The sequence below is a fragment of the Dolomitihabitans soli genome (genome assembly GCF_022213955.1).
GTDB lineage: Bacteria > Actinomycetota > Actinomycetes > Streptosporangiales > Streptosporangiaceae > Streptosporangium_A > Streptosporangium_A soli.
In genome coordinates this window covers 83325-96739 of record NZ_JAKNTW010000022.1, presented here as the reverse complement: position 1 = coordinate 96739, position 13415 = coordinate 83325, and the positions used below count along the sequence as shown (strand labels likewise).

Below are 13415 nucleotides of genomic sequence, written 5' to 3'. Positions count from 1 at the left end.
CCGGCCCCGCCAGGCCAGGCCCTGCCCCGCTCGGCCCCGCCCTGCCTGGCCGGGCCGGTCGGGGTCAGGCGGCCAGCGTGTCGAGGATCTGCTGGCCGTACTTGGCGAGTTTGTTCTCGCCGACGCCGCTGATCTTGCTCAGCTCGTCCAGGGAAGTGGGGGACTCGGCCGCGATCTGCCGCAGGGTGGCGTCGTGGAAGATCACGTAGGCGGGTACGCCCTGCTCCTTCGCACTGGCGGCACGCCAGGCGCGCAGCCGCTCGAACACCGGCATGGCCTCTTCGGACAGGTCGGCGGCGGGCGCGGCACGGCGGCCGGAGGACGTCGACCTGGCGGCCCGGGGCGCTCGCTCGGGCTCGCGGCGGAGCAGGACCTGGCGCTCCTGCCTGAGCACCTCGGCGCTCGTGCCGGTGAGCACCAGCGTGCCGTAGTCGCCCTCGACCGTCAGCAGGCCCTGGGCCAGCAACTGCCTGACCACGCCACGCCACTCGGTGTCGCGCAGTTCGGTGCCGATGCCGAACACCTTCAGCGACTCGTGATCGTGCTGGGTGACCTTGGGCGTCTTCTTGCCGAGCAGGATGTCGATGATCTGGCCGGCTCCGAACTTCTGCCGCCGCTCCCGATCGAGCCGCAGCACGGTCGACAGCAGCTTCTGGGCGGCGATCGTGCCGTCCCACGACTCCGGCGGCGTCAGGCAGGTGTCACAGTTGCCGCACTGGTCGGAGCCCTGGCCGAAGTAGGCGAGCAACCGCACGCGGCGGCACTCGACGGTCTCGCAGAGCGCCAGCATGGAGTCGAGATGGGCGCCCAGCCGGCGGTGATGCGCGTCGTCGCCCTCGGAGGTGTCGATCATCCTGCGGAGTTGCACGACGTCCTGCAGCCCGTAGGCGAGCCAGGCGGTGGACGGCAGCCCGTCACGCCCGGCGCGGCCGGTCTCCTGGTAGTAGCCCTCGATGGACTTCGGCAGGTCGAGGTGGGCGACGAAACGCACGTCGGGCTTGTCGATGCCCATCCCGAACGCGATCGTGGCGACCATGACCAGCCCGTCCTCCCGCAGGAAACGCGCCTGGTTCGCCGCCCTGACCTGGGAGTCGAGACCCGCGTGGTACGGCAGGGCCTGGACGCCGTTCTCCGTCAGGAAGGTGGCGGTCTTCTCCACCGAGTTGCGGGACAGGCAGTAGACGATGCCCGCGTCGCCGGGGTGCTCGGCGCGCAGCAGGTCGAGCAGCTGGCGCTTGGGCTCGTTCTTGGGGGCGATGCGGTACTGGATGTTGGGGCGGTCGAAGCTCGCCACGAAGTGACGGGCGGTCTCCAGGTTGAGCCGGCTCGCGATCTCGGCGTGGGTGGCCTCCGTCGCGGTCGCCGTCAGCGCGATCCTGGGCACGTCGGGCCAGCGCTCGTGCAGCGCGGACAACGCCAGGTAGTCGGGGCGGAAGTCGTGCCCCCACTGGGCCACGCAGTGCGCCTCGTCGATGGCGAACAGCGAGATCTTGCCGCGGTCGAGCAGTCGCATGGCCGACTCCGACCGCAGCCGCTCCGGGGCCAGGTAGAGCAAGTCGAGCTCGCCCGCGACGAACTCGGCCTCCACCATGCGGCGCTCGTCGTGATCCTGCGTGGAGTTGAGGAACCCCGCCCGGACCCCCAGCGCCCGCAACGCGTCCACCTGGTCCTGCATGAGCGCGATCAGCGGCGAGATCACCACCCCGACCCCCGGGCGCACCAGCGCGGGAATCTGGTAGCACAACGACTTGCCGCCACCGGTCGGCATCAGCACGAGCGCGTCACCACCGCCCGCCACATGCTCGATGATCTCCTGCTGTCCCTCCCTGAAGGAGTCGTAGCCGAAGACCCGGTTCAGCACCCGCGTCGCGTCGCTGACCTCAAAATCGTTCTCGGGGGAAGCCACCGGCCCATACTACGAGGGCCGCACCCCGGACTTCGGCGTCCGCGCGAACCTGTGGACGAGCCTGGTCCCGATCGCCGCAGCCTGTGGAAAAGTCACGCCTCGCCACCGGGCGGACAGACAGCGGAGGGACCGGCGCAGGGCGGGGCGATACGTGGAGCAGGCACGAACCGGCGGGCACCCCTTGCCGTGACCGGGTGGCCGCCGAGGTGTTCGCGGATCGCGGATCGGCCGGCCGAGGCGGGGGGCCGCGCCGCCAGGACAAGTTCCCCTTTCTCCACGTGGAGCAGGCACGGACCGGCGGGCACCCCTTGTCGTGATCGGGTGGCCGCCGAGGCGTTCGCGGGATCGCGGATCGGCCGGCAGAGGCGGGGATACCGCGCCTGCCAGGACAAGTTCCCCTTTCTCCGTAGATGTCGCCGCTTTTGTCGGATGCCTGCCGTACGCTCCCGGCCAGTGGATCAAGGAGAAGGGGCCGGTATGGCGCAGCAGGGCACGTATCTGGAGCTGTCCGAAGACGGTGGCGGGGCGCACAAGTTCTACGAGGTGACCGTCTCCGGCGCGCAGGTGACGATCACTTACGGCCGGATCGGGGAGCAGGGCCAGACGAAGGTCGCCGCGTTCGCCACACCGGCGAAGGCGGCGGCGGCCGCGCAGAAGAAGGTCGGCGAGAAGCTGCGGAAGGGATACGCGGCGGCGGTTCGCGGGGGACGGCCGCCGCGGGCGGTGACCCGCCGGGCGATCGTCAGCCAGCGGTCGACCGCCCGCCAGGCGCCGGTGCTGTGGCGGTTCGCGAGCCGGTCGGCGGCGTTCGGGATCTTCGTGGACCAGGAGCGCTGCTGGGTCGGGAACCAGAACGGCGACGTCTACACGGTCACCCACGACGGCCGGGTCACCGGCCGGTTCCAGCTGCCCGACGGGGTCAAGTGCATCGTCGCCGACGACTTCTGGATCTACGCCGGGGCCGACGACGGGCGGGTCTACGACCTGAGCGGGAAGGTGCCGCGGGTGGCGTACGAGATCGCCGAGGACGTGGACATCTACTGGCTCGACATCAAGGACGGCGTGCTCGGCGTCTCCGACCGTGCCGGGCGGATCACCACGATCGACCACGAGGACGAGTTCCAGTGGGCGCGGAAGGGTCAGGGCGAGTCGGCGTGGATGGTGCGCTGCGACGACGACGCCGTCTACCACGGCCACTCGAAGGGCGTGGCGCGTTACGACGCGGCCGACGGGACGCCGGAGTGGCACACCCCGGTGCAGGGCGGCGTCCTGTTCGGCTGGCAGGAGGCGGACTCGGTCTACGCGGGCACGAGCAGGAGCAAGGTCTACCGGCTGGCCAAGACCGACGGCGCCATCGAGGCCGTCTACCAGTGTGACGGCGCGGTCTTCTCCTGCGCCGCCGCGCCGGACGGCCGCTATGTGTTCGCCGGCGACAGCCACTCGTCCGTCTACTGTTTCGACCAGGGCGGCGCGCTGCTGTGGAAGCTCGGCACGGGCTGCGGTTCCGCCTACTCCATGCAGTTCCTCGACGACCGGCTCTACATCGTCACCACCGACGGCACGCTGGCCTGCATCGACGCGAGCGAACAGGCGATCCTGGCGGCGCAGGGGGGCAGCGTGCCGACGCCGGTGGACGTGAAGGCGTCGGCCGCGCTGCCCGCGATCGAGCCGACCGTGGTCCTGGAGACCGCCGCCCCGGGTGACGAGGGCGTGATCGTGGAGTGCGTCCGCGAGGGCGATCGGCTCCGGGTCCGCGTGATCAGTCCCGGCTTCGAGGACGGGTGGAACGTGCAGTTCCCCAAGGGGGTCAGGGAGGCCGGTGCGCGCTACCTGGTGGACGGCGTCCGGCCTTCCGGACGTGGTGGTTTCTACCGTGTTCAGGGAGAGGTCAGGCGCCTGCTCTGATCGTCGGCGAGCCAGGACATCGCGGTTTTGCCCCGCACGACGGTGCTGGTGAGCGTGCCGATCTGGGCGATCGTGATGATGATCTCGTCGCCGGCGGCGAGGGTGAAGGGCAGTTCGGGGACCAGGCAGGTGCCGGTGGCCAGGACGACTCCGTCGGGGAAGGAGTCCTCGCGGAACAGGTAGCCGACCAGGTCGTCGAGGCGGCGGTTCAGCAGCGAGGTGCTCGCCTGGCCGGTCCAGGCGACCTCGCCGCCCCGGCGGATGGTCAGCTCGATCGGCAGGTCGTAGGGGTCCGCGACCTCCCAGGCGGGCCGTACGGCGGGGCCGGCGGCGCAGCCGCCGAGGTAGATCTTGGCCTGGGGGAGGTAGAGCGGGTTCTCGCCCTCGATGGTGCGTGAGCTCATGTCGTTCACGACGGTGTAGCCGACGATCTCGGCGTGCGCGTTGACGACGAGGCCCAGTTCCGGTTCCGGCACGTCGACGCCGGAGTCGGCCCTGATCGCGACGGGCTCGCCGTCGCCGGTCACCCGCCAGGCGGCGGACTTGAAGAACAGCTCCGGCCGGTCGGCGTCGTAGACCAGCTCGTACACGTCGGCGGCGCGCTCGCTCTCGACCACGCGGGCCTCACGGGAGCGCTGGTAGGTGACCCCGGCGGCCCACACCTCCATGTGGCCGTCGGCGGGCGGCAGCACGCGGACCTTGGCGATGTCGTGGACGGGCCCGTCCGCCGCCGCGCAGCGCTCGCGCAGGCCGGCGGACGTCAGCCGGAGCAACTCGCCGAGGCGGGTGACGCCGGTCAGCTCGGTGATGGTGACGCCGTCCGAGACGCCGACCGACGGCGCGACCGCACCGGGAGGAACAAAGCGGACAATATGCACGGCTTCCCTCATCTCTCTCAAGAACCCTCCGAGCGTATCGTCACCCTCTTCATCAGATGAAGAGGGAACTTCATCTGATGAACCTCTGGTCAACGAACGGCTGCCTCGGCTACGCTCGCCGCGTGATCGAAAAGGACACGAGCTATCCGGAGCGCGCCCGCCACGCTCAGGTGGTGCACGAACTGGGGCCGCAGATCGTCACCGGCGCGCTCCCGCCGGGCAGTCCGCTGCCCATCGAGGAGCGGCTGGTCACCGAGCTCGGGGTCGGCCGGTCGGCGGTCAGGGAGGGCGTCAAGGTCCTCGCCGGCAAAGGGCTGCTGGAGACCCGCACCAGCGCCGGCACCAGGGTCAGGCCGCGCGCGTCCTGGAACCTGCTGGATCCCGACGTCCTGAGCTGGCGCTTCACCCCCGAGCCCGCCGAGGGCGACATCCGGGTCCTCGCCGACCTGCGGGTGGCCCTGGAGCCCGGCGCGGCCAGGGTGGCCGCCGAACGGGCCGACGCGCAGGCGATCCGCCACCTGGACGAGACCCTGGCCGCGCTCTACGCCACCGCCGACGACCCCGACGCGTTCATCGACGCCGACCTGGCCTTCCACCGGGCGATCTTCGCCGCGAGCGGCAACGACCTGCTGTTGCACATCTACGAGATGATCAGCATCGCGCTGCGCTCGGTGAGGCAGGTCCACACCCGGTCGATCGGCCACAACAAGGACACGCTGCCCAACCACGAGCGCGTGGCGGTCGCGATCCGCCGCCGCCACCACCGCAAGGCGGAGGAGGCCATGCGCGAGGTGGTCGAGGTCGCCCGCACCGATGCCGAACAGTACGCCGCCCTGTGCTGCGGAAAGGCCAACCGTTGACGAACATCCGCCGCGACACCGAGGGGCACGTCGCCGTCCTCACCCTCGACCGGCCCGCCAAGCTCAACGCCCTCACCCCGGAGATGGCCGCCGACCTGCGCTGCCAGGTGACCGAGGTCAACGCGGACCCGGAGATCCGCGCCGTCGTGCTGACCGGCGCGGGGACGCGTTCCTTCTGCGTGGGCAGCGACATCCGCGAGCTCGACTCCTACGACCAGCCCTGGGACTTCCGCAACCGGGGCGACTACGGCGACTCGATCAGGGATCTGCGCAAACCGGTGATCGCCGCCGTCAACGGCTACGCGCTGGGCGGCGGTCTGGAACTGGCGATGGCCTGCGACATCCGGCTCGCCGCCGCCACGGCCACGTTCGCCGCACCGGAGATCAAACTCGGCTGGATCGGCGGCAGCGGCCAGTCGGCACTCCTGGCGCACAACGTCGGCCCGACCAACGCCGCGCTGATGCTGCTCACCGGCGACCCGATCGACGCGGCCCAGGCCCTCGCCTGGGGCCTGGTCAGCCGGGTCCTGCCGGCGGAGGAACTGCTGCCCGCCGCTCTGGAACTGGCCGGGCGCGTCGCCGTACGGGCGCCGATCGCCGCGCAGACCGCCAAGGCGAACCTGCGGGCGGCCTACACCATGCCGCTGGACCAGGCCATCCAGTACGAACGCGACCTGCAGACCGTCTGCTTCGCCACCCAGGACGCCGCGGAGGGTCGCGCGGCGTTCGCCGAACGCCGTGAGCCCCGTTTCCAGGGGCGGTGAAGGAGAGTCATGGGAATCCTGGACGGCTACCGCGTCGTCGACCTGTCCATCGCGATGGCGGGGCCGCTCGCCGCGATGCGGCTGGGCGACCTGGGCGCCGACGTGGTGAAGGTCGAGCCGGTCACCGGTGAGTGGCAGCGTCACGCGCCCGCGGGCGGAGCGGGCGGAAACGAGGTCAACGCGTCCTTCCTCTCGCTCAACCGGAACAAGCGCAGCCTCGCGGTGAACCTGAAGTCGGAGCAGGGCCGTGCCCTCGTCCACGACCTCGCCCGCACCTCCGACGTCTTCCTGCAGAACTACCGTCCCGGCGTGGCCGAACGGCTCGGCATGGACTACGCGAGCATCCGCGAGGTCAACCCGGCCGTCGTCTACGTCTCGATCTCCGGGTACGGCGAGGCCGGGCCGTACGCCACCAGGCCGGGGCAGGACCTGCTGTTGCAGGCGATGAGCGGCGCGATGTTCAGCGTCGGGCGCGACGGCGACCCGCCGGCCCCCGCGGGCACCTACGCGATCGACGCGATCACCGCCTACAGCGCGTTCGAGGGGGCGCTCGCGGCGCTGCTGCACCGGGAGCGGACCGGCGAGGGGCAACTCGTGTCCGTCAACATGCTCGACGCGGCGGTGGCCGTGCAGATGCAGGAGCTGTCCGTCTTCACGGTCGGCGGCGTCCCGCAGCGGCGCGGGGTGGAGCCGCACGGGCACACCTACATCCGCGCGCCCTACGGGGTGTTCGCGACCAAGGACGCCTACCTGGCGCTCGCGATGCCGCCGCTCGACGTGCTCGGTGACGCGCTCGGCCTGCCCGCGCTCGCCGCGATGGAGACCGACGTCGCCGGGCACACCCACCGCGACGAGATCACCGCGATGGTCCGCGACCGGCTGCCGGAGAGAACCACCGCCGAATGGCTGGAACTGTTCACCGCGCGGGGCATCTGGGCCGGGCAGGTGAACTCCTACGCCGACCTCCTCGCCGACCCGCAGGTCAGGCACAACGGCTCCTTCGTCACCTACGATCACCCCACCGAGGGCACGGTGACCACCCCGGGCTTCCCCTACACGTTCAGCGCCACCCCCGCGGAGGTACGGCGCGGCGCGCCGCTGACCGGCGAGCACACGGCGGAGATCCTCGGCGAGCTGGGCTACGACGCCGGACGGGTGTCGGCCCTGCTCGACGGAGAGGTCGTGGGCGGGGGCCGGTCGTGACCGGGCTGCGCGGGCTGACCTGGGACCATCCGAGGGGATACGCGCCGCTGGAGGAGTTCGCGCGGCGCTCGGGCGGGCTGGTCCACTGGGAGCGGCAACCGCTGGAGGGGTTCGAGTCGACGCCCATCGCCGACCTGGCCAGGGAGTACGACCTGCTGGTGATCGACCACCCGGGGCTGGGGACGGCGGTGGACTCGCTGGTCCCGATGGACGAGCTGTTCGGGAAGACGGAGCTGACGGACCTCCGCACGGGCACGGCGGGCCGGTCGTTCGACAGTTACACCTTCGACGGGCGCACCTGGGCGCTGCCGCTGGACGCGGCGGCCCAGGTCTCCGTCGCCCGGCCGGGCGTCCCGCGCCCCGCGACCTGGGAGGAGGCCCACGAGCTGGCCCGTGAGCTGGCCGGGTCCACGCCCATCGCCCTCTGCCTGGGCGGACCGCACGCGTTCCTGATGTTCTGCTCCCTCGTCGTCGCCCAGGGCGAGCTCCCGTTCACCGACGGCACGGTCGCGTCCGGGGAGGCGGGTTCGGCGGCGCTCGATCTGATGGCCGGGCTGCTCTCCCTCGCCGACGCGGAGCTGAGCGTGCTGAACCCGATCGGGGTGCTGGAGGCCATGTCCGCACCCGGCGGCCCCGCCTACTGCCCGCTCGTCTACGGCTACGTGAACTACCAGGGGCCGCTCGCCTTCGGAGACGCGCCCGTGTGGCGGCCGCACGGGCGGCGGGGGAGCGTGCTGGGCGGCACCGGGCTGGCGGTGTCGCGGCGCGCCGTGAACGCCGCCGACTCCACCGGCGACCTGGTCAGGGACGTTCTCCGGCGGCTGACCGGCGAAACCGTGCAGCGCGAGCTGTTCCCCGCGACCGGCGGGCAGCCCGCGTCCCTCGTCGCCTGGACCGACGCCGAGGTCGACGCCGCGAGCGGCGGCTTCTACCGCGACACCCTCGCCACCGTCCTGACGGCCTGGGTACGGCCGAGGTTCCCCGGCTACATCGCCTTCCAGGACGCCGCCTCCCGGCTCCTGCGCGACGGCCTCATCGCCGGGACACCCCATGGCGCCCTCCTCGACGAGCTCGCCAAGCGCTACCACGACTGGAGGCGACCATGACCACCGGCAGCACGCCCGTCCCCGCCCCGGCCCCCGGCGACAGCGGAGTGGCGATCATCACCGGCGCGGGCGGGGCGCTCGGCCGCGCGACGGCGGTACGGCTGGCCGCCGACGGGTACGCCGTCGCCGCGCTGGACGTGGACGACGCGGCGGTGACGGAGACCGCCCGCCAGGTGGAGCAGGCGGGCGGGGCCGTGCTCCCGCTCACGGCCGACCTGCGCGACGCCGCCGCGATCGAGGACGCCATCGCGGCGGCGGCGGCGCTGGGGCCGGTCAGGGCCTTGATCAACAACGCCGCGATCTACCCGACCCGGCCGTTCCTCGACGTCCCCCTCGCCGAGTACGACGACGTGCAGGCCGTCAACCAGCGCGCCTACTGGATCGCCGCGCAGGCGGCGGCCCGCCGGATGCTGGACGGCGGCGGCGCGATCGTGAACGTCGCCTCGATCACGATGCACGGCGGCTGGCCCGACCTGGCCGCCTACATCGCGACCAAGGGCGCGGCCGTGGCGCTCACCCGGGCGCTGGCCAGGGAACTGGGGCCGCACGAGATCCGGGTCAACTGCGTCTCGCCGGGGGCGTTCCCGACGGCGGCCGAGGAGATCCACCCGGATCCCGAGGCGTACACGAGATTCGTGCTGGAGCGGCAGGCGCTCCAGCGGCGCGGCAGGCCGGCGGAACTGGCCGCCGTCGTCGCGTTCCTCGTCGGCCCGGACGCCTCGTTCGTCACCGGGCAGACGGTCGAAGTCAACGGTGGATGGGTGATGACGTGAAGCTGCACGGACAGGACCTCGGCCCGCGCGACCTCGCCGCGCGGGCGGGCGACGTGGCCGCGGCGGGCGGGGTGCGCCTGGTCACGCTCGGCGACGGGGTCGAGCGCGGGATCCGGACCCTGGAGTTCAGGACCGGCAGCGGGCTGGCCTTCGACGTGCTGGTCGACCGGTGCATGGACATCGGCGCGGCCGAGCACTCGGGCCGGGCCTTCGGCTGGCGGTCCAGGACCGGGTTCCGCAATCCGGGTCTGCACGAGAACGCGGACGAGGACGGCCTGTCCTGGCTGCGGTCGTTCTCCGGCCTGACCGTGACCGGGGGCCTCGATCACACGCTGTTCGGCGGCGAGGTGCCCGCCGACTCCTACCGGTACCCGCCCCGGCCGGCCGTACGGCACGGCCTGCACGGCCGGGTCGCCAACATCCCGGCCAGGCTCACCGGTTACGGCGAGCGGTGGGAGGGCGACCGGTGCGTGCTGTGGGCGGAGGGAGAGGTGCGGCAGGCCGCGGTCTTCGCCGAGAACCTCCTGCTGACCCGCAGGATCGAGGCCGACCTCGGCGGCGAGGAGATCCGGCTCGTCGACACGGTGAGCAACCCCGGCTTCGACCGGATGCCGCACATGTTCCTCTACCACATCAACCTCGGCTGGCCGCTCCTGGAGGAGGGCTCCCGGTTCCTGGCCCCGATGAAGGAGACGGTGTGGCGCAGCGACAGCGTCGCCGAGCAGGGGGTGGACAACCGGACCATGCCGGCGCCGCTGCCGGGGTTCGTCGAGCAGGTCTACGAGCACGTCCTGACCGGTTCGGCGGCGGCGCTGGTGAACGACCGGCTGGAGTTCGCGGTGAGCGTGGAGTGGTCGGCGGCCGAGTTCCCGCACTTCTTCCAGTGGCTCAATCTGCGGGCCGGTGACTACGCCGTCGGCCTGGAGCCGTCGACCCACGCGGTGGCGGGCGACGCCGCGGCCAGGGAAGATGGCAGCATGATCTGGCTCGAACCTGGTGAATCCCGCACCTACCACACCACCTTCAGGACCCACCACGGCGCCGCCGCGATCGCCGCGCTCGACGAGCGTCTCGCCCCATGAGCGGCGTGAGCGGCGTGAACGGCGTGACCCGGGTGGACGCCCACCACCACGTGTGGGACCTCGGCGTCCGTGACCAGCCGTGGATCACGGGCCAGCGGATGGCCCCGATCCGCCGCGACTTCTCCCTCGCCGACCTCGCGCCGCTCGCCCGGGAGGCGGGCATCGGCCGCACGATCCTGGTGCAGACCGTGCCCGACCCGGCGGAGACGCCCGAGTTCCTGGCGCTCGCCGCCGGGTCGGACCTGGTCGCCGGGGTCGTCGGCTGGGTCGATCTCACCGGCGGCGACGTCGCGGGCGCGCTGGCGGACCTGCCGGCGGGACCGCTGGTCGGGATCAGGCACGGCGTGCAGGCGGAGCCGGACGCGTCGTGGCTGTGTCGGCCGGATGTCCGGAAAGGGCTCCAGGCCGTCGCGGACGCGGGGCTCGTCTTCGACCTGCTGACCCTGCCGCACCAGCTGCCCGCCGCGATCGAGACGGTCCGGGCGCTCCCCGGGCTGACCTTCGTGCTGGACCACCTGTCCAAGCCGCCGATCGCCTCGGGCGAGCTGGAGCCGTGGGCGAGCGCCGTCCGGACGCTGGCCGCGGAGCCCAACACGTTCTGCAAGCTGTCCGGCATGGTCACCGAGGCGCCGTGGCAGGACTGGACCGCGGCGACGCTCCGGCCGTACGCCGAGGTGGTGCTCGACGCCTTCGGCCCCGATCGGGTCATGTTCGGGTCCGACTGGCCGGTCTGCCTGCTCGCCGCCTCCTACGCCGAGGTGGTGACCGCCGCCGCCGACCTGACCGCCGGGCTGTCGCCGGGCGAGCGGGAGGCGGTCTTCGGCGGCAGCGCCGTACGCGCGTACCGGCTGTGATCGCCGCCTGGGCGGCCCTGGTGGACGACTCGCCCGCCTCTCGGGCGACGGGCGCGGAGCTGGTCGCCCGCTGGGCGGAGCCGCACCGCCGCTACCACACCCTCGCCCACCTGCGCGGCGTCCTGGACGCCATCGGGCCGCTCGCGGAACTGGCCGCCGACCCGGTGGCGGTACGGCTGGCCGCCTGGTTCCACGACGCGGTCTACCAGGGCAGACCCGGCTGGGACGAGGAGCGCAGCGCCCAGCTCGCCCAGGCCAGGCTGCCCAGGTGCGGCGTGCCGGCCCGCCGGGTGGCCGAGACGGCCCGGCTGGTCCGGCTGACCGCCACGCACGACCCCGCCGCCGGCGACCATGACGGCGCGGTGCTGTGCGACGCCGACCTGGCCGTCCTCGCCGGCCCCGGCTACGCGGCGTACACCGTGGCCGTCCGCGAGGAGTACCGACACGTGCCGGAGGAGCTGTTCAGGGCCGGTCGCGCCGAGGTCCTGCGGCGGCTGCTCGCCGTGCCGCGCCTGTACCGCACGCCGATCGCGCACGAGCGGTGGGAGACGAGGGCCCGCGAGAACATGACCGCCGAGCTGGACCGCCTAACGCATCCGCCGGCGGCGTAGCCCCGCCGCGACGAGCCGGGTGAGCAACTCGCGGGAACCGACCGGTTCGGCGCCCAGGGCCACCGCCCGCGCGTGGACGATCTCCGGCACGTCGTAGTGGTCGCGGTCGAACGCCCTGGACGGCACGCCGAGCCGTACGGCGAAGGCGTGCAGTTCCTCGTAGGAGCTGTCACTGACCAGATGCGACCAGAGCAGGCCACGCGGCCCCGGCCAGGAAGGGGGATCGATCAGCACGCTCACAGCGTCAAGGCTAGACCAGCTCCTCCCGCAGCATCGACACGCGTAGCAGGAACTCCCTCGCCGGGTCGGCGACGATCTGCCGCATGTCCAGCGCCTGCTCGCGGCGGCGCCCTGCCGAGGGCGTAGGCGTCGGCCATCCGCTGGTGCACGTTGTAGACGGTGGTGTGCAGCACGAATTCATTGACATTTCCGGCTCGCCCTATCTACGGTCTGAGTATGTCTAGTCATGACCGAATAGATATTCAAGAGCCGACCTTCGGCGCCGGGATCTGGCACTTCGGCCGCTACGTCGACAGGTACGCGACGGACGGCTACGGCCCGCCCGTCGACACCCTGGCGGCGATCGACCTCGCGGGTCAGGTCGGTGACCTGTCGGTCGTGGACCTGACCTTCCCCTTCGACCCGCCCGACCTCCCCGTCGAGGAGGTGCGCGCGGCGCTGGACCGCAACGGGCTGAGGGCCATCGCGGTGACCCCGGAGATCTACACCAGGCGGTTCGTCAAGGGCGCCTTCACCAACCCGGACGCCGGGGTGCGGCGGGAGGCGATCGAGCTGGTCTCCCGTGCGGCCGAGGTGGCCAGGCTGCTCGGCTGCGACTACGTGAAGCTGTGGCCGGGCCAGGACGGCTGGGACTATCCCTTCCAGGTGGACCACTCCGAGATCTGGCGGTTCTCCGTCGAGGGGGTGCGCGAGCTGGCGTCGACCTTCCCCGACCTGCGCTTCGCGATCGAGTACAAGCCCCGTGAGCCGCGCAACACCATGGTGTTCTCCTCGGCGGCCAAGACCCTGCTGGCCATCGACGAGATCGGGCTGCCCAACGTCGGCGTCCTGCTCGACTTCGGCCACTCCCTCTACGGCGGGGAGTCGCCCGCAGACGCGGCCAGGCTCGCGATGTCACGCGGCCGCCTGTTCGCGATCGACGTCAACGACAACCACCGGGGCTGGGACGACGACATGATCGTCGGCTCGGTCCACCTCACCGAGACCTTCGAGTTCTTCCACGCGTTGCGCGAGGCCCGCTGGGAGGGCGTCTGGCAACTCGACCAGTTCCCCTTCCGCGAGGACTCGGTCGAGGCGGCGCGGGCCGGGATCCGGGTCATGAAGAGCATCCACCGCGCACTCGGACTCCTCGACCACGACGCCCTCACGGCCGCACAACGCGCCCAGGACGCCCTGGCCGCCCAGCGCGTCGTGCAACGGGCCCTGCTGAGCGCGATGGCCGATCAGTGAGCG

General features: G+C 72.1%; 14 protein-coding genes. 10 read left to right on the top strand and 4 right to left on the bottom strand.

Annotated elements, in window-relative coordinates:
• Nucleotides 1–64: 64 nt before the first annotated feature.
• A complete protein-coding gene (recQ, locus tag MBA17_RS33930) occupies nt 65–1906 on the bottom strand; it encodes a DNA helicase RecQ (protein WP_238501355.1) in 1842 nt (613 codons plus the stop codon).
• Nucleotides 1907–2383: 477 nt separating this feature from the next.
• Here recQ and MBA17_RS33925 point away from each other — a divergent pair, with 477 nt between their 5' ends.
• Nucleotides 2384–3811, top strand: coding sequence for a WGR domain-containing protein (locus MBA17_RS33925; protein WP_238501351.1), 1428 nt, complete (start codon nt 2384–2386; stop codon nt 3809–3811).
• On the opposite strand, the gene MBA17_RS33920 is transcribed toward MBA17_RS33925, so the two are convergent.
• Nucleotides 3784–4689: a fumarylacetoacetate hydrolase family protein gene (locus MBA17_RS33920; RefSeq protein ID WP_238501349.1), complete on the bottom strand. Its 906-nt coding sequence runs from the start codon at nt 4687–4689 to the stop codon at nt 3784–3786. The two genes, MBA17_RS33925 and MBA17_RS33920, sit on opposite strands and share 28 nt — an antisense overlap.
• Nucleotides 4690–4811: 122 nt before the next feature.
• Here MBA17_RS33920 and MBA17_RS33915 point away from each other — a divergent pair, with 122 nt between their 5' ends.
• Genes MBA17_RS33915 through MBA17_RS33880 form a run of 8 tightly spaced genes read left to right on the top strand, consistent with a single transcriptional unit; the run spans nt 4812 to nt 11942 of the window.
• Complete coding sequence (locus tag MBA17_RS33915; RefSeq protein WP_238501347.1) at nt 4812–5549, top strand: FadR/GntR family transcriptional regulator; 738 nt, start codon at nt 4812–4814, stop codon at nt 5547–5549.
• Nucleotides 5546–6313, top strand: coding sequence for an enoyl-CoA hydratase/isomerase family protein (locus tag MBA17_RS33910; protein ID WP_238501345.1), 768 nt, complete (start codon nt 5546–5548; stop codon nt 6311–6313). The genes MBA17_RS33915 and MBA17_RS33910 overlap by 4 nt, the downstream gene beginning before the upstream one ends.
• A gap of 9 nt (nt 6314–6322) precedes the next feature.
• Nucleotides 6323–7516, top strand: a complete 1194-nt coding sequence (locus MBA17_RS33905) for a CaiB/BaiF CoA transferase family protein (protein WP_238501343.1) — start codon at nt 6323–6325, stop codon at nt 7514–7516.
• On the top strand, nt 7513–8622 hold the full coding sequence (locus tag MBA17_RS33900) for a type 2 periplasmic-binding domain-containing protein (RefSeq protein ID WP_238501342.1): 1110 nt from the start codon (nt 7513–7515) through the stop codon (nt 8620–8622). The genes MBA17_RS33905 and MBA17_RS33900 overlap by 4 nt, the downstream gene beginning before the upstream one ends.
• Nucleotides 8619–9395 carry an SDR family NAD(P)-dependent oxidoreductase gene (locus MBA17_RS33895; protein ID WP_238501339.1) on the top strand — a complete coding sequence of 259 codons (777 nt, stop codon included), beginning with the start codon at nt 8619–8621 and terminating at the stop codon, nt 9393–9395. Before MBA17_RS33900 ends, MBA17_RS33895 begins: the two co-directional genes overlap by 4 nt.
• Nucleotides 9392–10477 (top strand): aldose 1-epimerase family protein, encoded by a 1086-nt coding sequence (locus MBA17_RS33890; protein ID WP_238501338.1) that lies wholly within the window; start codon nt 9392–9394, stop codon nt 10475–10477. Before MBA17_RS33895 ends, MBA17_RS33890 begins: the two co-directional genes overlap by 4 nt.
• Nucleotides 10474–11331: an amidohydrolase family protein gene (locus MBA17_RS33885; RefSeq protein ID WP_238501335.1), complete on the top strand. Its 858-nt coding sequence runs from the start codon at nt 10474–10476 to the stop codon at nt 11329–11331. The genes MBA17_RS33890 and MBA17_RS33885 overlap by 4 nt, the downstream gene beginning before the upstream one ends.
• On the top strand, nt 11328–11942 hold the full coding sequence (locus tag MBA17_RS33880) for an HD domain-containing protein (RefSeq protein ID WP_238501332.1): 615 nt from the start codon (nt 11328–11330) through the stop codon (nt 11940–11942). Before MBA17_RS33885 ends, MBA17_RS33880 begins: the two co-directional genes overlap by 4 nt.
• Here MBA17_RS33880 and MBA17_RS33875 read toward each other — a convergent pair.
• Both MBA17_RS33875 and MBA17_RS33870 read right to left on the bottom strand, forming a co-directional pair.
• On the bottom strand, nt 11919–12182 hold the full coding sequence (locus MBA17_RS33875) for a DUF4031 domain-containing protein (protein WP_238501331.1): 264 nt from the start codon (nt 12180–12182) through the stop codon (nt 11919–11921). The genes MBA17_RS33880 and MBA17_RS33875 overlap by 24 nt on opposite strands.
• Nucleotides 12183–12192: 10 nt before the next feature.
• Nucleotides 12193–12369 (bottom strand): hypothetical protein, encoded by a 177-nt coding sequence (locus MBA17_RS33870; RefSeq protein ID WP_238501330.1) that lies wholly within the window; start codon nt 12367–12369, stop codon nt 12193–12195.
• A gap of 29 nt (nt 12370–12398) precedes the next feature.
• On the opposite strand from MBA17_RS33870, the gene MBA17_RS33865 reads away from it, so the two are divergent.
• Entirely contained in the window at nt 12399–13412 is a 1014-nt protein-coding gene (locus MBA17_RS33865) for a sugar phosphate isomerase/epimerase family protein (protein ID WP_238501324.1), read from the top strand.
• Nucleotides 13413–13415: the final 3 nt, after the last annotated feature.